Raw genomic sequence first — 18,328 nt, forward strand, 5'->3', positions numbered from 1 at the left:
GAGCTTCCGTTTGACGTGAACAGACGCTACCCGGCTTCGCGTTGCTGGTTGGGGCCGGGCCAACCGGAGATGGCCGCCTCGGGCGAACCCGAGGCGGCCACCGCGAGCGTGCGGACGTGCTGTCAGCCAAGGGAGAAGTGCGGCAGAGGGAGTGCCTGTGACCAGCGGGTTCCCAGCAGACCCTAGCTCCGCAGCTCCTCGAGGCGCTCAAGGTCGTCACAGACCGTCTCCCTGTAACGGCCGACGCTTTACCCGGCCCCGGCCCCGGACGGCTCCGTCTCGATCAATCCCTCCCGGTACGCGATCGCCACGGCCTGCGTACGGCTGGCGGCGCCCAGCTTGGCGAGGATGTTGGAGACGTGCACGCTCGCCGTCTTGCCGCTGATGAACAACTCCTCGCCGATCTGGCGATTGGTACGGCCGCGGGAGAGGAGCAGCAGGACGTCGTTCTCACGAGCCGTCAGTACGGGGACACCGTCCGCCGCGGGTGAGGTCTCCGCGAGGCGGCCCTTGCGGATCAGCCGCTCCACGTCCTCGCGCAGCGGTACGGCGCCCAGCCGAACGGCCGTATCACGCGTGACACGCGCCTGCTCGGCGGCCTCCTTGCGCCGGTCCGCCGCCAACAGGGCTTCCGCGAGCCGCAGTTGGCAGCGGGCCTGCTCATAGACGTTCCCGTAGCCGAACGCCGTGACGGCCTTCTCCCAGGCCTCGACCCCCGGCCCCTGCCCGGCCCGTGCCCACTCCGCCTCGGCGCGCGCCAGCCACGCCAGCCCTTCAGGGCCCTGTTGCGATCCGTCATCGCCCTTGGTGGCCGTGACCCGGGCCAGCTCCACCAGCTCGGTGCCGGTGTCCGTCCAGCGGCGGACCCCCTCTTCGTCGCCGGTCAGACGACACTCCACGACGGCGTCCGCGACGGCGGCCAAGGCCAGCGTGGCGAGCCGTACCGTCACATCGGGTGTGTCGCCGGAGTCGTCGACGAGAGCCGCGACCGTCGTACGGAACTGCTCGACGGCCGCCTCGACGTCGCGTCGCAATACCGCGGCCTCGGTCAGGATGATGCCCGCGACGAGCGTGGCCATCCAGTCGAACGGCCCGTCGAGCAGGGCCCGGGCCCGCTCGGCGGCACCCTGGTCACCACGCGCCAGGGCCACGGAAAGCGCGGGCGCCATCGCGTACCCGCCCGCGGTGGGCAGCCGCTCGGCGTCGGCCTCCGCGGCCCGGACGCACTCGTCCCAGTGGCCCAGGGTGTAGAGCACAAGGGAGCGCAGATAGCGCATCTCCAGCGGGTACGGAGAGGAGAGGAGCCCGGCGTGGCCCGCGCGCTCCAGGCCGTCGGAGAGCCAGGTGAGGCACTCGTCCACGGCACCGGACTCGTACGAGCCGATGGCGAGGTTGAAGAGCGCGCGTATCTCGATGGGGACGTTGCCCGCGCGCCGGGCCAGCTCGCGTGCCTCCCGCAGCCGGGCCCGCCCTCGCGGAGTACGCCGGTTGTCCCCTTCCAGACTGACGAGGGAGATCAGCAAATCGGCCTGGGCGTCGGGCACTTCGAGTTCCTCGGCGCCCCGCAGGGCCTGGCGGGCGACGCGCAGGGCGGCCTCGTCGTCACCCACGTACATCGCCGCCATGACGTGCGTGGCCGCGGCCCACACCCACGTACGCGACGGAGGCTCGGCGGGGATCATCGCGAGCGCCTCGCTGCTGTACGCGAACGCGGCGGACAGGCTGTCGATACGCATGAGGTTGCCCGCGAGGGTGTAGCGGACGCGGGCGGCCAGCTCGGAGTCCTCGTCCGAGCCGACCCTGGCGAGCGCGGACCGCGTGAGCGAGACCGCCCGGTGCGTCTCACCGGCGTGTGCGGCGGCCGCCGAGGCACGCAGCGTCAGGGTGACCGTGTCGAAGCCTTCGGGCCGCGCGGTGGAGGGCACCGCCGACCACAGGTCGAGGGCGGCTTCGAGGTGGCGCAGCTCTTCGGCGGGCGCGCGGACCCGCGCGGCGTGGTCGGCGGCCTCCAGCGACGCCGCCAGCGCGTCGGGCAGATCGTGGCTCTCCCGCGAGTGGTGGGCGCGCTCCGCCGCACTCTCGGCCGGATGGCCCCGGCGGGCCAGCACTCTGGCGAACGCCCTGTGCAGCCGCACCCGTTCACCAGGCAACAGGTCCGCGTAGACGGCCTCGCGGATCAGGGCGTGCCGGAAGGAGTAGGTGTCGTCCTCTCCGGGGACGAGGAGTTGCCGTCCGACGGCCTCGCGCAGCGCCGACTCCAGCTCCTCCTCCGGCAGTTCGACAGCGTCGCGCAGGAGGTCGTGCTCGACCCGGCGCCCGGCGACGGCCGCGGTACGCAGCACCTGCTGGGCGGTGGTGGACAGTTGCTCGAAGCGGATGAGAAGCACGTCGGCCAGCCCGCTGGGCACGGCCGACGCCGAACCGGGCATGGCCTCGGCGGTGGCGGCGAGCAGCTCCTCCGCGTAGAACGCGTTGCCCTCGGCGCGTTCGACGATGCGGCGGACGGTGGCATCGGGCAGGGGACCGGCCCGCAGGGTGCGGACGAGGCGGGCCACCTCTCCATCGGGCATCGGCCGCAGTTCGAGGCGGTCCACGGTGGGCAGCCGCACCAGCTCGGCGAGCAGAGGGCGCAGGGGGTGGCGGCGGTGCAGGTCGTCGGCGCGGTACGACGCGAAGACCGCCAGGCGCTGAGTGGGGGCGCCGCCGGCGATGCGCGTTGACCCGTCAGAGTGGAGCCGGGAGTGGGGGAGCTGGAGGATCCCGCGGCTGAGCAGGAAGCGCAGCAGGTCGCGGGAGGACTGGTCCGCCCAGTGCAGGTCCTCCAGGACGAGCAGCAGCGGAGCGGTATCGGCGAGGTCGGCCAGCAGACCGGCCATGCCCTCGAACAGCGGCAGTCGCCCGCCCGCGTCCCCGGCATCGCCGCCGCGGCTGCCGCCGCCGTCGCCGAGCAGCCGGTCGACCGCGGGATGCGCGGCCACAGCGGCGGCGAACCGCTCGTCGCCGGCGAGCACGCCGAGGATCTCGGTGAACGGCAGATAGGGCAGGCCGACGTCCCCGAGGTCGACACAGTGACCCGTGACGACGGTCATCCCGGTCTCCGCGGCGTACCCCGCGGCCTCGGCCAGCACTCGCGTCTTGCCTACTCCGGCGTCCCCCGCGACCAGCACAGCGCGCGGCTCACCGGCCCGGGCCCGGTCCAGGATCCGGGTCAGGCGGGCGAGTTCGTCCTCGCGGCCGATGAACGGCGTGATGAATGCGGTGGTCGGCACGAATCCATCCTGGCATGCGCCACCGACACAGCTCCCGGCATTAACCCGCTGACAGCCGGCCGAGGCCGTGCCGCCTCAGCGCATCGTCTCGGCCCAGTTCGCCGGTACCCGTCCCGCCGGGCCGGGTACGGGCTGGTCGGTCGGGTGGCTGAGCGGAGGGGCGAGCTCGGGGCCGGCCTCGTACATCTCGGAGGTCTCGAAATGCCAGAACCACTCCTCGCCCGGCTCGAAGCTGCGCATGAAGGGGTGGCCCGTGGCCTTGTGATGGGCGGTGGCGTGCTTGGCGGGGGAGCTGTCGCAGCAGCCGATGTGGCCGCACTGGGCGCACCGCCGCAGATGGAACCACCAGCCACCGGCGGCCTCGCATTCGACGCATCCGGTGCCACTGGGCGGGACGGTGGGGTCGATTCCGTCCAGGGTGGTCATGACGTCTCCTGAGGGGTGTCGGGATCAGCGGCGGTGAGCGGGAGAAAGACCTGGAAACGGGTGTCACCGGGCACGGAGTGCACCTCCAGATGCCCGTGGTGCTTGTTCACGACGATGCGCCAGGAGATGTCCAGGCCGAGGCCCGTGCCTTCGCCCACCGGCTTCGTGGTGAAGAACGGGTCGAAGATCCGGCCGCGTATGTCGTCGGGCACTCCCGGCCCCGTGTCGCGGAACTCGACGAGCAGTTGCTCACGGTCGAACGCGGTGCGCACGGTCAGGACACCCTCGCCGCCCATCGCGGAGACGGCGTTGTCGATGAGGTTCGTCCACACCTGGTTGAGCTCGCTCGGGTAGGCGGGGATCTTGGGCAGCGTACGGTCGTACTCCTTGACGACCTTGACGCCGGAGCCGATCTTCCCGGCGAGCATCATCAGCGTGCTGTCGAGCAGTTCGTGCACGTCGGCGACCTGGTAGGGCGCGCGGTCGAGCTGCGAGTACTGCTTCGCCGCGTTCACCAGGTTCGAGACGCGGGTCGTGGAGTCCTCGATCTCGTTCATGAGGAGCTCGGTTTCGACCGTGTAGTTCAGCCACCGAACGGCCCCTTCGAGCGTCTGCTCGTCGACGGCGGCCGCGACCTGGTCCAGCCAGTCGGTGTCCAACCCGGCCTGGACGAAGGTCGGCGCGAGCTCCCAGCCGCCCGCGATGTCGTGGTCGTCGAGCCAGTCGGTGAGCGCGTCCTCCCGGTCGGACGCCTCGAGAGGGCTCAGGGACGTGGCCTTGGCGACCTGGTCGGCGGTGCGTTCCTGGATCTCGACGAGCGTCTCCAGGGTGTCGCGGGCGTACGGGCCCGCCGCGATCGCCCCGAGCTTGTGCCGCATACCGGCCACCCGCTCCCGCAGCGCGGAAGTGGCTCGTACCGCCGCCGCGGCCGGGTTGTTGAGCTCGTGCGTCAGCCCGGCGGACAGCGAACCGAGCGCCAGCAGCCGCTCACGCTGCCCGATGGTCCGCTGGGCGTTCTGGCCGCCGAAGAACATCCCTTCCAGCAGATGCACGGCCATCGGGAACCACTCCTGCATCACCGCGGCGAACGTCTCGGCGGGCAGGATGAAGAACCGCGAGGACTCGGTGACCCGCAGCGAGCCCTTGTACCGCACCTCATCCTCCGGTGCGGTCAGATAGGCCTGCATAGCCCCCGCGTACACCCCGCGCTGGGAGCTGCGGGTGGTCTCCACGTCGTCGCCGCCGACGCGGCGCGACATCACGAGCGTGCCTTCCAGGAGTACGAAGAAGCAGGTGGCCGGCTCACCCTCCTGGTAGACGTAGCCGGGCTCGAACTGCTCGACGCGCCCCTCGCGGCACAGCCGTGCGAGCTGTTCGGGCTCCAGCTTCTCGAACAGGAACAGCGTGCTGAGCTCCACCGCGTCGCACGGCATCGGCTGCCCGCTCACGACTGCTCCAGATACCGGTGTACGAGCATCACGGCCATGGCTCCCTCTCCGACGGCGGAGGCGACGCGCTTGGCGGACTCGGCACGGGCGTCGCCCGCCACGAACACGCCGGGCACGTTGGTCTCCAGGTGGTACGGCGGCCGGTCCAGCTGCCAGTCCGCCGGCGGACGCCCGTCGGCGGTCAGGTCGGGCCCGGCGATGATGAACCCGCGCTGGTCCCGCAGCACCGTTCCGTCCAGCCAGTCGGTCAGCGGGGCGGCGCCGATGAACACGAACACCCACTGCGCGTCGACGAGTTCGGTGTGCCCGCTCGCCAGGTCGCGCAGGGTGAGCTGCTCCAGGTGGTCGGAGCCGTGCGCCGCGTCGACGACCGTGCCCGTACGCACCGAGATGTTGGGCGAGGCCGTGATCTGCTCGATCAGGTAGTGCGACATGGACGCGGACAGGGACGAGCCGCGCACCAGAAGGGTGACCGATTTGGCGCCCCTGGCCAGGTACATCGCGGCCTGCCCGGCGGAGTTAGCGCCGCCGACGATGTACACGTCCTGCCCCTGGCACCCGGCCGCCTCGGTCAGCGCCGACCCGTAGAACACGCCGCGGCCCGTCAGCTCCTCCGCGCCGGGCGCCTGCAGCTGCCGGTACGACACGCCGGTCGCCAGGATCACGCAGTGCGCGGCGATCGCGGAGCCGTCCGAGAACCGTACGGTCCGCGCCGCGCCGTTGACCTCGAGACCGGTCACCTCGCGCGCGGTCAGGATCTCGGCGCCGAACTTCGACGCCTGACGCCGGGCCCGGTCGGTGAGCTGTGCCCCGGAGACACCGTCCGGGAAGCCGAGGTAGTTCTCGATCCGCGAGCTCTGGCCCGCCTGTCCGCCGGTGGCGGAGCGCTCCACGAGCACCGTCCGCAGCCCCTCCGAAGCGCCGTACACCGCCGCGCCGAGCCCGGCGGGTCCGCCGCCGATGACGACGAGGTCGTAGAAGTCCGCCGTCGGCGTCGTGGCCAGGCCCACCTGGGCGGCCAGATCCGCGTCCTCCGGCTCGACGAGCGCTGTCCCGTCCGCGGTGATCACGAGCGGCAGCCGCTGCCCGTCCGCCCCCGCGCAGGCCAGCAGCCGCCGGCCCTCGGGCTCGTCCGACGAGTACCAGCGGTACGGCACCTGGTTGCGGGCCAGGAACTCCCGTACGTCCGACGACCGCGCCGACCAGCGGTGTCCGACGACCTTGGTGATCGGCACCGCCCGGTGATCGGTGGCCCGCCAGGCGTCCAGGAGGTCGTCCAGGACGGGATAGAGCTTCTCCTCGGGCGGGTCCCAGGGCTTGAGGAGGTAGTGATCGAGATCGACGACGTTGATCGCGTCGATGGCCGCGTTCGTGTCCGCGTACGCGGTCAGCAGCACCCGCCGCGCCCCCGGATACACGTCCAGGGCCTGCTCCAGGAACTCGATCCCGTTCATCTGGGGCATGCGGTAGTCCGCCAGGATCACCGCCACGAGGTCACCGCGCAGTTTCAGCTCGCGCAGCGCGTCAAGAGCGCTCTCCCCGGACTCCGCGCGCACGATCCGGTACGACTCGCCGTAACGGCGCCGCAGGTCGCGGGCCACGGCTCGCGACACTCCGGGGTCGTCGTCCACGGTCAGGATGACGGTTCGTGCCGCGTCGGTGCCTTGTGCCATACGTTGCCCACCCCGAGCGGTCGCGTTCCGGAGCGGCCTCACTCCGGGCCGCTCCAGCGGCTGTCCATCATACGTTCGGTCGCCCTGCTTCGCTCTGCGAGACCGGGAGGTACTGCCTGGTCGAGCCCGCCCTGAGTGTGGTGCGGCGGAGTCGGGGCACCTGGTCGGGGGAGGCGACGATGGATACGAGCACGTTGATGCGAGGCAAAGGGCTCAGGACCCGCCGGGCAGCGGGCTCACTGACTGAGGGCGCCGCCCGGGCGGGCTTCACCGCGCGCGGTGTCATCTACCTGCTGGTCGGCATGCTCGCGCTGCAGTTCGCCCTCGGGGACGGCACACGGCAGGCGGACCAGAGCGGAGCGCTCGCGGAGGTCGCCGAGAAGCCCTTCGGGGCCGTCCTGCTCTGGGCCCTGGGCGTCGGCCTTGTCGGCATGGCGCTCTGGCGGCTGTCCGAAGCGCTCTTCGGCGCGGCTGGCCCGGACGGCCGTACCTGGAAGAAGCGGCTGTCGTCGGCCGCACGAGCCGTGTTCTACGGATTCGTCGCCTACTCCGCTCTCTCCTTCGCCGCCGGCGCTCGCGGGAGCGGGAGCGGGGGCGGGGGCGGAACGAGCGACGGACGGTCACGGGACGTGACGGCGAAGGTCCTGGACATGCCCGGTGGGCAGTGGTTCATGGGCGTGGCCGGCGGCACGGTCGTGTGCGCGGGTCTGTGGATGGCCGTCCGGGCCGTGCTCCGCAGCTACCACAAGCACCTGAGGCCGGCGCGAATGCCATGGAGGACGCGTCGGTTGGTCGACGTGGCGGGTGTCGCGGGCGGGGCGGCCCGCGGTCTGGTGTTCGCGGCCGCCGGAGTCTTCGCCCTCCGGGCGGCGGTCGATTACGAGCCCGACAAGGCCAAGGGGATGGACGACACGCTGCGTTCGTTCACCGAGACACCGATGGGACCGTGGCTGCTGGTGTGCGTCGCGGTCGGCCTGGTCCTCTTCGGGTTCTTCTCGTTCGCCATGGCCAAGTGGCGCAGGCTCTGAGGACGATGCCCCGGATCTCAGAGATCGGATCCGGGGCAACAGTGACGTCGTGTCAGTGCGGCAGGGTCTCGGGCGAGGTCGCCCAGTCGGTGTCCGGCTGCTCGCCGAGCCGGAACGTGAGGTTGCCGCCGCTCCGAAGGAAGCGGGCGTCGGTCCAAGAACGGTCGTACGGACGCCCGTTGAGCCGGACACCGCTGACGTACGGGCGGCCGGCGTCGGCGGCGGGTGCGTCGATGACGATGTCGCGGCCGGGCCGGTCGACGACGGCGTGCGGGAAGAGCGGCGCGCTCAGAAGCATCGAGGCGCTGCCCGGGGTCTGCGGATAGAGGCCGAGGGCGGAGAAGACGTACCAGGCGGACATGGTCCCGAGGTCGTCGTTGCCGGGCAGCCCCGCCGGTCCGGTGCCGTAGACGGTGTCGAGGATCTGCCGCACGGTCGCCTGGGTCTTCCAGGGCTGACCGAGCGCGTTGTACAGCCAAGGGGCGTGGATGCCGGGCTCGTTGGTCGGGTCGTAGCGCAGCGGGTCGCCGCCCTTCACGGACCAGGACCCGTCGGGCTTGTGGAAGAAACCGTCGAGCCGCCGCGCGGCCACCTCACGTCCGCCCATCGCCTCGGCGAGGCCCTGGACGTCCTGCGGCACCATCCACGTGTACGTGGCGCTGGTTCCCTGGGCGAAGCCCCGGTCGCTGCCGGGGCTGAACGGCGTCACCCAGGAGCCGTCGAGGTTGCGGGCCTGGATGTAGCCGGAAGTTCCCGCCCCGTCGGAGGCCTCCGGGTTGAAGACATTGCGCCACCAGCCGCCCCGCTCGGCGAACGCGGCGGCCTGCTCGTCGAGCCCCAACAGCTCCGCCCAGCGGCCGAGCGCCGAGTCGGCGACCGAGTCCTCCAGCGTCTCGGCGGCGCCGCCCCAGCAGTGGCAGACATCCTGCGCGGCGTAGTGGGAGGTCGAGTACTGGGCCAGATTGGGCCGTTGACCTGTGCACTGGCCCGGGCAGCCGGCGTCGGAGAGCCCGTCGGGGTGCGGCACGGTGGCTTGGCGGGCCAGCGAGTCGAAGGCGCCGCGATAGTCGAAGTCGCGTACGCCCATCGCGTAGAACGTGGCCAGCGTCGCCGCCGAAGGATCACCGGTCATGACGTGGGTCGCGCCGCTGATGTGCACCCAGCGGTCCCACACGCCGCCGTTCTGCCGCGCGAAGTTGTACAGCGACTGGGCGAAGTCCCCGGCGATACGCGGCTTGAGGAGCGCCAGCAACTGCACCTGCGCCCGGTACTGGTCCCAGCCGGAGAAGTTGCTGTACTGCGCCTGCTGCCCGCGCTCCACGCGATGCGCCTTGCCGTCCATGCCCGGATAGCGGCCGTCGGTGTCGCTGACCAGGTTGGGCTGCAGGAGCGAGTGGTAGAGCGCGGTGTAGAAAGCGGTGCGTCGGTCCGTGCCGCCGCCGTCGACGCGTACGGAACGCAGTTCGCGGTCCCAGGTGCGCGTGGCGGCCGCGGCGACGTCGTCGACGCTCGCCCGCGGCGCTATCTCCTGACGGAGGTTGGCCTCGGCGCCCGCCAGGCTCACGTACGAGATCCCGAGCCGCATGCGGACATCGTTGTCAGCACTGGTGTCGAAGCCGACCCAGCCGCCGGAGCCGCGACCCGCCCGGTCCGCGCCCGTGGCGTATCCCTCGCCGCCCGAGCCGGTGAGGGTGCCGGGGGAAAGGGTGCCGTCCTTCCACGTACCCGTCGAGGAGAACGCGCGGTCGAAGGAGGCGCTGAAGTAGAGCCGGTAGTAGCTCTTGCGGTTGTTGGTCCCGCCGTTGGCACGCCGCCCGCAGAACGCCCCGGTCAGCACCGACCCGGTCACCTTGCGGTTCGCCCGGTCGATCTCGATCCGGGCGTCCTCGCTGCCGTTCAGGGAGTTCGAGACGCGGAAGAGCAGGTTGGCGGGCTTGTCGGCGGGGAACGAGAAGTCGGCGACGCCCGCGCGCCGCGACACGGCGAGGTCGGCGCGGGCACCGGAGTCGAGGCCCACGGAGTAGCGGCCCGGCACGGCCCGTTCGTCGGCGTGCGAGAAGTTCGCGGCGTAGACGGCGTCCTTGGTGTCGGCCGAGGGCGAGGAGGTGACGTCCCCGACGAACGGCATGATCGGTACGTCGCCGGCGGCTCCCGGGTTGCAGCCCGCGCCGTTGACGTGGGTCAGGCTCAGACCGCGCAGCCGGGTCGCGTTGTACTCGTAGCCGTTGGCGGCACCGGTGCTGGTCTGATCGCCCCTGGTGCTGGTCGGCGACCAGGCGATCATGCCGTACGGGAGGGTGGCACCGGGGTAGGTGTTGCCCCCGTTCGCCGTGCCGATCAGGGGGTCGACGTACGCGGTGGGGTGGGCCGGTGCGGCGGCGGACTCGGCGGCCGAGGAGACCGGGCCGGGCAGTGCGGCGGCGAGCGCGGTGGTCAGCGCGAGAGCGGCGGCTCGTCTGCCGAACCTCCGCACTAAGATCGCGGATCTGAGGGCCATGTCACGGAACCTTCCATCAAGGACGGACGGCGCGGCCCGGACTCCCGCCAGGGGATGGGACCGCGGAGCGCCGCCGAGCGTAGATCATCGGTGCGCGGGGCGAACCGACGGCAGTGGCAGGCTCGGTGAACGGGCGGTGAACCCACGGCACTTGGGCCACCGGCGTTGGGCCGCTGGTGTCGCGCTTGGACAGGACGGGGCTCCGCCACCCGTGCGGTGACGGAGCCCGTGTACCTGCGGTGTGGCGGGGTCAGGCCGTGTGCAGAGTGAGCCCGTACCGGTTGAGGATCTCGTTGATCGGCTGGTACCAGGTCTGGCCGCCGCTGGAGCAGTTGCCCGAGCCGCCGGAGGTGACACCCTGCGCCTGGTCGCCGCTGATGTAGGAGCCGCCCGAGTCACCGGGTTCCGCGCAGACACTGGTCTTGGTCATCTGATGCACCGCGCCCTGGCTGTAGTTGACGGTCTCGTTCTTGCCGAGCACCGTGCCGCAGTGCCAGCGCGTGGTCGACCCCGAACGGCAGATGGAGGCCCCGACGGGTGCCTCGGCGGACCCGCGGACGAGCCGGTCGGGGACGGTGCCCCAGCCGAGCACGACGGGCACCGTCCACCAGCCGCTTCCGACGTTGACCCAGGCGTAGTCGTTGTCCGGGAAGGAGGAGCCCTGGAAGTTGCCTATGTAGGACCGGTCCCAGCCGCTGACGCCGGCACCCGCCTGACCGCAGTGCCCGGCGGTGACGAAGCCGCCGTGTACCGAGAACCCTATGGAACAGCGGACGTTGCCCGTGTAGTACGGGTCGCCGCCGACCGTCCCGGCGGCGAAGGTCCGCGGTGCCTCGGCCGACTTCTCGACGGTGACAGGACCTGCCGTCCGGGCCCGGGCGAGGAACTCCTGGACATCGTTGTCAGCCCGCTGCGCGCCGACGACGGTCACGACGACGGAACCGGCCTTGGGGTCGACGTACCAGCTGCTGACGCCCTTGGGCGCGGACAGCTTGTCGATGCGCGCCTTGGCCGCGTCGAGCTGTCGCGCGCTGTGTTCGACGGTACGGATGCTCGCGCCGGTCTCTCGTACGGAGTCGACGGTGGCGTCGGGGGCGCCGGCCGTGACCGCGACGGTCAACTTCCCGCTCTTGGCGTCGAACCAGGAGCCCCCGTACGCGGCTCCCGCCGCACGACGAGCCTTCGGCTCGACGGCTGTCGCCGCCTTCTCGGCGGCCAGCCGCGCTTCGGCCTGGGTCTTTGTCAGGCCGAGATCCCGTCGCATCGCGTCGAGGAGGCCGGTGGAGGCCGGAGCGTCGGAGGAACGGGTGGGTTCGGGGGCGCCGGCGGCCGAGGCGGGCACGGCGCCGGCGGTTGCCCAGGCGCCGAGCAGGAGGAGTGAGGCCAGGCCGGCGCGCATGGCTGTAGTGCGTCTCAAGGCAGTAGCCCTTCGTTGTTCCAGCATGGTGGGGGTGGAACAGCTGAACTATGAGAGCGCTCTCATCGCATGGCAGGGCAGAGCCTAGCGGTTGATCATGGTCAGGTACATACCAATTGCGGGCTGTTTTCAGGGAGCGATCCGTGTGGGCGACTGCCGCGGGGCCGGATCAGCGGGCGAGCGGAATGCCGTAGACGTGCTCGACATGGAGGCGCAGGACGAGGCGGCGGTCACGGACCATGGCGGCGCGGTAGTCGTCCCAGTCGGGATGTTCGCCCTGGACGTCACGGTAGAGGCGGATGAGCTCCTCCACCGTCTCGTCGTGCGGGTCGCGGGCCACCGGTGAGAGGTCGGCGGTGCCCTCGGCGACCGTGTAGGCCCGGCGATCCTCACTGGTCACGTGGTACGAAGCCCGGGTGTCGCGGCGCAGGTTGCGGGTCTTGGCGCGGCCGTCGGTGAGGGAGACGCGCAGGATGCGGTCGCCCGGGTAGTAGGCGTGGTTGACATTCGACAGCTGTGGCCGCCCGTCGCGTTTGAGGGTGACCAGCACTCCTCCGTCGTACTCCTCGATCAGTTTGAGCAGTGCGTCCTGGCTTGTGTCCTGAGTGCCTGTGTCCTGTGTCATGAGTCGATCAACGCCGAGGATCTCGCGAGGCATTCCGATGCCAGGCGGAGATGTCGACTGCGGATGTGGCGCGGCGACCGGGGTCGCCGCGCCATGGGCTCCTTGCCGCGCCTCAGCTCCTCAGGAGGCGGTGCAGGAACCGACCGTGGGAGCCGATGCGTTGCCGTTCTTCATGACGGTGAACCCGAAGCTCGTCGAAGCCCCGGCCGCCAGGCTTCCGTTGCCGTTCGGCTTCATGGTCATCACGTTGCCGCTGGAGTCCCAGGTCGGCGAGCCGTTCCAGGTCGAGGAGATCTTCTGCGGGGAGGTCACCGTGACGGTCGTCGTCCACGTACTGATCGCGGAACTGCCCGCCGTCACCGTCACCTTGCCGTTGAAGCGGTCGCTCCACTCGTCCGTCCTGCTGTACGACACCGTGCAGGCGGCGCTGCCACCGCCGCCGCCCGAGCCGGAGCCGCCGAGCGCGGTGAGTACGGCGTTGTACGCGGGCTTCTTGTTGTAGTTGCCGTCGAACAGCAGAGGTGTACCGCTTGCGCGCCACGAGTACTTGTCGGTGACGCCCCACACGGTGATGCCGGTGCAGCGCGAGACGGCCAGGCAGGCGTTGACCGCGTTGGTGTAACTGGTGGCCTGCGACGTACCGGAGCCCTCGATGTCCAGCTCGGTGATCTGCACGTCGACGCCGAGATCGGCGAAGCGCTGCAGGTTCGCCCGGAAGTCGCCGGGCACGGGGGACGCGCTGTTGAAGTGGGACTGGAAGCCCACGCAGTCGATCGGCACGCCGCGCGCCTTGAAGTCCTTCACCATGTTGTAGACGGCGGTGCTCTTCGCGTTGACCCCGTCGGTGTTGTAGTCGTTGTAGCAGAGCTTGGCCGCGGGGTCGGCGGCGCGGGCGGTGCGGAACGCCTCCTCGATGAAGCCGTTGCCGAGCTTGTCCTGGAAGGGCGAGCTGCGCCGGGCGCCGCTACTGCCGTCCTGGAACGCCTCGTTGACGACGTCCCAGGAGTGGATCTTGCCCTTGTAGTGGCCCATGACCTGATTGATGTGGTTGTTCATCGCCGACCTGAGATCGGCGGCACCGAGCCCGCCGACCCAGCCGGGCAGCTGTGAGTGCCACACGAGGGTGTGCCCGCGGACCGCCATGCCCCTGCTCCGGGCATGGTTGACGATCTGGTCGGCGGCGCCGAAGTTGAAGGAGTTGCGGGTGCTCTCGAGGGCGTCCCACTTCATCTCGTTCTCGGGGGTCACCGAGTTGAACTCGGTGTCGAGCGTCGAGACGTACGGGGATTCGCCCAGGTGGTTGGCCGCGACCGCGGTGCCGAAGTAGCGGCCCTTCTCCGCCGCTGCGGCGCCCAGCGTGCTCGCGGCTTCGGCCGTCCCCGCGAGTGCGGAGACGCCGGCGGCGGCGAGCAGGCTCGCCATGCCGAACACCAGGGCTCTTCGGGCACGGGAGCGCCGGGGTGGAGGCGCGGCCGGGCGCTCTGTGGACGTATGCGTAACCATGTCGTCCTCTTCTGTCGTTTCCGAAAGTTTCGAGCATGTTTCCGAATTGCTGCGGAGAACTTACGGCTGGTACTTCACGCCGTCAACGGGCCGTGCGGCGGTCAATCGTGGATGGCTCAAGATGGTCGTGCTTCGAATGTTTCGAAGAGGGAGAGGAAGGTCGGCGCACGTCCGATTGCGACTTTGGGCGCAGGGCCTGGTCGGGCAGGGCTCGGTGCCCACGGCGACGAACACGTCATCAAGCTGACCGACACCGCACTGGATGTGGGCGACGAGCGCTCGCCGCAGCGCTCCGTGCCGTCGAACTCGGCGAACCCCTTTGACCGCTCCCGGATCCGTGCACAGACCGAGTGCGCGGGCCTGACGAGTTCCTCATAAGTGTCGGTCAAGGTCAACGCATGATCACACCAACACGCGGGGTCGTGCGCCGCCCCGTCGCCGTCCTGGCCGCCTCGCTTCTCCTCGCCGGTTGCGGAGGCGGAGCGGGAGCGACGACGGATCACGAGCCCGGCGCGATCTCGATGAGAGGCAGCACGGGCACGCCCGCACCCACCCCCGCTACCACGCCCCGCGTTTCCCTGGACTCGGCGGCTCGGCAACTGCCGGGCCTGGGACCCGAGACCTGGGCCAAGGTTCCGCCGAAGACCCGTCAGGCCGTGGTGGTCACAGGCCGGGGGAGGAACTCGTCGATATCCACAGCGGTGTTGTACGAGCGCACCGCGTCCGGCTGGCAGGCCGGTGCCTCCTGGCCCGCGCACAACGCCCTCAAGGGCTGGACCGACCGCCACCGGGCCGGCGATCTCCGCTCGCCCATCGGCGTCTACACGCTCACGGATGCCGGCGGCCTGCTCCCCGATCCGGGAACCAGCCTTCCGTACGACCGCTCCGGCGGCTTCACCATTGGCGGTACGGGCTTCGAAGGCGAGCCGCTGGCCGGCTCGTTCGACTACGTGATCGCCATCAACTACAACCGCGAGCCCGGCACCACACCGCTGGACTGGACCCGCCCCCTCGGCGCGGGCCGGGGCGGAGGCATCTGGCTGCACGTGGACCACGACGGCCCCACGCAGGGCTGCGTCAGCCTGAGCGAGGATGACATGAAGGCCTTGCTGCGCGCTCTGGATCCCGACCGCGATCCCGTGGTCGTCATGGGTGACGCCGCCGCGCTCAGACGCTGAGCAACCCGCGGAAAAGGGCAGTCCCAGCTGGTTGTGAGGAAGTATCAGGTGGTTGTGAGGAAGGTGTCAGGGCGTGGGAAGCCCCTCACACCCGACCGCAGCCCGGTCCCGGCGCATAGCATCGGCCCCGTGTGCGCACATGTGATGGTTGCCGAGGACGATGAGAAACAGGCTGAGTTGATACGCCGCTCACTGCTGAGCGAGGGCCACACCGCCAGCGTGGTCCACGACGGCGGGGCCGCCCTCGAAGAGGCCCGGCGTCGCAGGCCGGATCTCATCGTCCTGGACCTGATGCTGCCCGTGATCGACGGCTTCGGCGTGTGCCGGGTGCTGCGCCGGGACGACGACATTCCCGTGCTCATGCTGACCGCCCGCAACACGGAAGAGGACGTCCTGCTCGGTCTCGAACTCGGCGCGGACGACTACATGACCAAGCCCTACAGCCCGCGCGAACTGATGGCCCGCATCCGCACCGTCCTGCGCCGCAGTGGACGTCCCGCTGCCGGGAAACGCGACGACCCGGTCGTACGCGCAGCCGGGATCGCCGTCGATCCGGTGCGCCACGAAGTGTGGTGCGACGGGTCGCTGGTGGACTGCACTCCCGCCGAGTACGACATCCTGCTGGCCATGGTCACCGAGCCCGAACGGGTCTTCTCCCGTCAGCAGTTGCTGCGGTGCACCCGGGGAGTCGACCGGGCCTCGACCGAGCGGGCCGTCGACGTGCACGTCATGAACATCCGCAAGAAGACCGAGGGGGATCCGCACAGACCGGTCCGTCTGCTGACCGTCTTCGGCGTGGGGTACAAGCTCAGCGGGGACCGGGGGTGAAGCGCGCGATACCGTTGCGAAAGAGGCTCCTGGTACGCCTGTTGATCACGTCGGTGCTGGTCGCCATGTGTTCCGTGGCGGCGACGGCCTGGCTGGCGGTGGAGACCACGACCCGCGCGATCCAGGAGGAACAGGGGCAGGTACTGGCCGAGGACATGGACGTCCTGCGGCAGTTGAGCGGATACGCGGCCACCCATCGTGACTGGTCGGGCGTCGAGAAGACGGTCCGCGCCCTGTCGGAGAAGACCGGCAGGCGCATCGCGCTGACGACCCCGGAACGCGCTCCCATCGCGGACTCCGCCACACGGAGCACGGCCCTGCCGCCTCGCGCCGCCGCCCCGGTGGATCCGCTGCGCACCGACACCTTCACCGAGCCCGGGGCACAGCTCAGTGGCATCGATCCGCGCGCGGTCGGACCGTACCGGTTGACGCCCGCGGAGCGCACCCGCGTGCGGCAACTGGCCGAGAAGCGGCAAAGCTGCTTCGCGAACAACGGAGTCGACACCGGCATCACGCAGCTGCCCAGCGGCCGTTCCACCCTCACCGACGCGGAGGGAACTGTCGACGCCGGCCAAGTGCCGACCCCATGCGCCAACGGACGGCTCAACACCCCGACCACGACGGAGAGCAAGGCCCTGGCCGAACTGACGACCCTCGTCAGTGACTGCCTGGGCCGCGAGCATGTGGAACTCACCTCGCCCGTCGCCGTCGGGTTCGACTTCTCCGACAGGCCGATGATGCGTACGCGGTTCCTCGAGACCCCGACGGATCAGCGCACCGGCGCGGACCAGGCTGAGAAGGCGGGGGAGTGCATCGACCGTGCCCGCCGTCAGCAGCTGGCGCCGTACGTCGCCCCGGCCGCCGAACTGTTCCTCGGCCAGGGAGACCGCGCCGTACCGCGCTTCGACATGTCGACGGCCAACAAGGCCAAGGTCACGGGTGTCGCCGGTCTCGTCCTCGCCCTCACCGTGGCCGTGACCGCACTCGTCGCCACCAGGCTCGTACGCCCCCTGCGCGCGCTGACACACGCCGCTCAGCAGCCGCCGGAGCAGCACGTACGCGTTCCCGTGACCACCCAGGACGAGACCGGCATCCTGGCCGTGGCGTTCAACGAGCTGACGGAGCGCCGGGAGCGCATGGAGGCGCAGCGCAAGGCGATGGTCGCCGACATCGCGCATGAACTGCGCACGCCGCTCACCAACATCCGCGGCTGGCTCGAGGTGACCCGCGACGGCGTCGTCGACCCGGACCCCGAACTGCTCGCGTCCCTGCACGACGAGGCGCTCGTGCTCCAGCGGGTCATCGACGACCTCCAGGACCTCGCGGCCGCGGACGCGGGCACGCTCACGCTCCACCGCGAACCGGTCCGCGCGGATGAACTGCTCGAACAGGTCCTCGCTGCGCATCGCCTCGCGGCCGAGGCGGCGGGCGTTCAGCTGCGCTCGGCCGTGGACGGCACGAACGGCACGGACGGCACACCGTGGGTCTACGCGGATCCGGTACGCATGCGGCAGGCGCTCGGCAACCTGCTCTCCAACGCGATACGCCACACCCCCGCCGACGGCACGATCACCCTCTCCGCCCGACGCCACGAAGACCACGTCCTCTTCGAGATCGCCGACACCGGCAGCGGTATCGCCCCGGAGGATCTGCCCAGCGTCTTCGACCGGTTCTGGCGCGCGGAGAAGTCCCGCAGCCGTCGCACCGGCGGCAGCGGCCTGGGTCTGCCCATCGTGCGCCAGCTCATCACCGCCCACGGCGGTACCGTCGCGGTGACCAGCCAACTCGGCGTCGGCTCGGTCTTCACTCTGCGGCTTCCCGAACACCGCTGACTGGTGGCGCCGATACCAGGATCCGCGGTCCTGCTCACAGGAGTGATCTGGTTGCTCCGGCACCGTTGGCGCAAGGTGGTTCCATGAACACCACCACCAAGCAGCCGGAGGTCAGGGTTCGCGTGACGCCACTGCGTCGCCTCAGGGGAGGCACGTACGTTCCGCGCGGCGCCGAAGCAGCACCAGCACATGAAACAGCACCAGCACATGAAGCAGCACCGGCACAGGCCGACGCGACCCGGGGCGAGGGAGTCGGTCCCGAGCGGTCGGCCGTGGCTCGTCAGGCGTCCATCTCTACTTCGTGCACGCCGGGAGTCACGAGTTCGTCCAGCAGTTTGCGGATTGCCTCATAGGTGTGCCCTCGCAGGTCGGCGTCGCGTGAGCTGCTCGGGTCGCCGGGCTGGAGTTCATCGCTCCGTGCCTTCCAGGCTTCTTCCTCGTGCTTGGCCCAGGACCGGGCGCGCTGGATGCGACGCAGGATTTCGTCGGAGTCCACCACATCGGTCATGCGACTCGGGTACCCGCCGATTCCCATCCGATGAGTCGCTTTCCGCAGGCCACCGGCGATCGTCGAAGAGTATGGATCGCCGGTGGTCCCTTCAGG

13 protein-coding genes and 1 pseudogene are annotated in these 18,328 nt (G+C 70.5%); 5 read left to right on the forward strand and 9 right to left on the reverse strand.

The annotated features are described in order from the left end of the window. Window positions 1-248: 248 nt before the first annotated feature. The 4 genes from ACTWQR_RS01920 to ACTWQR_RS01935 form a co-directional block, all read right to left on the reverse strand. Window positions 249-3,269 (reverse strand): helix-turn-helix transcriptional regulator, encoded by a 3,021-nt coding sequence (locus ACTWQR_RS01920; protein ID WP_443225081.1) that lies wholly within the window; start codon window positions 3,267-3,269, stop codon window positions 249-251. Window positions 3,270-3,344: 75 nt separating this feature from the next. Next, window positions 3,345-3,695 carry a UBP-type zinc finger domain-containing protein gene (locus tag ACTWQR_RS01925; protein WP_443225082.1) on the reverse strand — a complete coding sequence of 117 codons (351 nt, stop codon included), beginning with the start codon at window positions 3,693-3,695 and terminating at the stop codon, window positions 3,345-3,347. Beyond that, complete coding sequence (locus ACTWQR_RS01930; protein ID WP_443225083.1) at window positions 3,692-5,143, reverse strand: ATP-binding protein; 1,452 nt, start codon at window positions 5,141-5,143, stop codon at window positions 3,692-3,694. The genes ACTWQR_RS01925 and ACTWQR_RS01930 overlap by 4 nt, the downstream gene beginning before the upstream one ends. After that, window positions 5,140-6,816: an FAD-dependent oxidoreductase gene (locus ACTWQR_RS01935; RefSeq protein WP_443225084.1), complete on the reverse strand. Its 1,677-nt coding sequence runs from the start codon at window positions 6,814-6,816 to the stop codon at window positions 5,140-5,142. The genes ACTWQR_RS01930 and ACTWQR_RS01935 overlap by 4 nt, the downstream gene beginning before the upstream one ends. 179 nt (window positions 6,817-6,995) lie before the next feature. Here ACTWQR_RS01935 and ACTWQR_RS01940 point away from each other — a divergent pair, with 179 nt between their 5' ends. Continuing rightward, window positions 6,996-7,844 (forward strand): DUF1206 domain-containing protein, encoded by an 849-nt coding sequence (locus tag ACTWQR_RS01940; RefSeq protein WP_443225085.1) that lies wholly within the window; start codon window positions 6,996-6,998, stop codon window positions 7,842-7,844. A 52-nt stretch (window positions 7,845-7,896) separates the two neighbouring features. Here the strand turns inward: ACTWQR_RS01940 and ACTWQR_RS01945 are convergent, their stop codons facing one another. The 4 genes from ACTWQR_RS01945 to ACTWQR_RS01960 form a co-directional block, all read right to left on the reverse strand. Next, window positions 7,897-10,341 (reverse strand): GH92 family glycosyl hydrolase, encoded by a 2,445-nt coding sequence (locus ACTWQR_RS01945; RefSeq protein WP_443225086.1) that lies wholly within the window; start codon window positions 10,339-10,341, stop codon window positions 7,897-7,899. 250 nt (window positions 10,342-10,591) lie between these two features. Then, on the reverse strand, window positions 10,592-11,740 hold the full coding sequence (locus tag ACTWQR_RS01950) for a S1 family peptidase (RefSeq protein WP_443225291.1): 1,149 nt from the start codon (window positions 11,738-11,740) through the stop codon (window positions 10,592-10,594). A gap of 187 nt (window positions 11,741-11,927) precedes the next feature. Continuing rightward, window positions 11,928-12,383: a PPOX class F420-dependent oxidoreductase gene (locus ACTWQR_RS01955; protein WP_443225087.1), complete on the reverse strand. Its 456-nt coding sequence runs from the start codon at window positions 12,381-12,383 to the stop codon at window positions 11,928-11,930. Between the two features lie 120 nt (window positions 12,384-12,503). Then, entirely contained in the window at window positions 12,504-13,805 is a 1,302-nt protein-coding gene (locus tag ACTWQR_RS01960) for an endo-1,4-beta-xylanase (protein WP_443225088.1), read from the reverse strand. Between the two features lie 297 nt (window positions 13,806-14,102). Here ACTWQR_RS01960 and ACTWQR_RS01965 point away from each other — a divergent pair. The 4 genes and pseudogenes from ACTWQR_RS01965 to ACTWQR_RS01980 all read left to right on the forward strand — a co-directional run. Beyond that, a pseudogene (locus tag ACTWQR_RS01965) lies at window positions 14,103-14,209 on the forward strand (questin oxidase family protein); the annotation flags it as partial. A 75-nt stretch (window positions 14,210-14,284) separates the two neighbouring features. Then, window positions 14,285-15,064, forward strand: a complete 780-nt coding sequence (locus tag ACTWQR_RS01970; RefSeq protein WP_443225089.1) for a L,D-transpeptidase family protein — start codon at window positions 14,285-14,287, stop codon at window positions 15,062-15,064. Window positions 15,065-15,193: 129 nt separating this feature from the next. Continuing rightward, a complete protein-coding gene (locus tag ACTWQR_RS01975) occupies window positions 15,194-15,892 on the forward strand; it encodes a response regulator transcription factor (RefSeq protein WP_443225090.1) in 699 nt (232 codons plus the stop codon). Next, a complete protein-coding gene (locus ACTWQR_RS01980) occupies window positions 15,889-17,724 on the forward strand; it encodes a sensor histidine kinase (RefSeq protein WP_443225091.1) in 1,836 nt (611 codons plus the stop codon). Before ACTWQR_RS01975 ends, ACTWQR_RS01980 begins: the two co-directional genes overlap by 4 nt. Before the next feature lie 280 nt (window positions 17,725-18,004). Here ACTWQR_RS01980 and ACTWQR_RS01985 read toward each other — a convergent pair whose 3' ends face one another. Further along, on the reverse strand, window positions 18,005-18,232 hold the full coding sequence (locus ACTWQR_RS01985; protein WP_443225092.1) for a hypothetical protein: 228 nt from the start codon (window positions 18,230-18,232) through the stop codon (window positions 18,005-18,007). Window positions 18,233-18,328: the final 96 nt, after the last annotated feature.

The sequence above is a fragment of the Streptomyces sp. 2A115 genome (assembly GCF_052245575.1).
GTDB lineage: Bacteria > Actinomycetota > Actinomycetes > Streptomycetales > Streptomycetaceae > Streptomyces.

Bases quoted from the DNA above. Each gene is read 5' to 3' on its own strand.
- ACTWQR_RS01955 (WP_443225087.1), bottom strand. From the start codon at position 12,383: ATGACACAGGACACAGGCACTCAGGACACAAGCCAGGACGCACTGCTC.
- ACTWQR_RS01925 (WP_443225082.1), bottom strand. From the start codon at position 3,695: ATGACCACCCTGGACGGAATCGACCCCACCGTCCCGCCCAGTGGCACC.
- ACTWQR_RS01970 (WP_443225089.1), top strand. From the start codon at position 14,285: ATGATCACACCAACACGCGGGGTCGTGCGCCGCCCCGTCGCCGTCCTG.
- ACTWQR_RS01940 (WP_443225085.1), top strand. From the start codon at position 6,996: ATGGATACGAGCACGTTGATGCGAGGCAAAGGGCTCAGGACCCGCCGG.
- ACTWQR_RS01960 (WP_443225088.1), bottom strand. From the start codon at position 13,805: ATGGCGAGCCTGCTCGCCGCCGCCGGCGTCTCCGCACTCGCGGGGACG.
- ACTWQR_RS01935 (WP_443225084.1), bottom strand. From the start codon at position 6,816: ATGGCACAAGGCACCGACGCGGCACGAACCGTCATCCTGACCGTGGAC.
- ACTWQR_RS01945 (WP_443225086.1), bottom strand. From the start codon at position 10,341: ATGGCCCTCAGATCCGCGATCTTAGTGCGGAGGTTCGGCAGACGAGCC.
- ACTWQR_RS01950 (WP_443225291.1), bottom strand. From the start codon at position 11,740: ATGCGCGCCGGCCTGGCCTCACTCCTCCTGCTCGGCGCCTGGGCAACC.
- ACTWQR_RS01985 (WP_443225092.1), bottom strand. From the start codon at position 18,232: ATGACCGATGTGGTGGACTCCGACGAAATCCTGCGTCGCATCCAGCGC.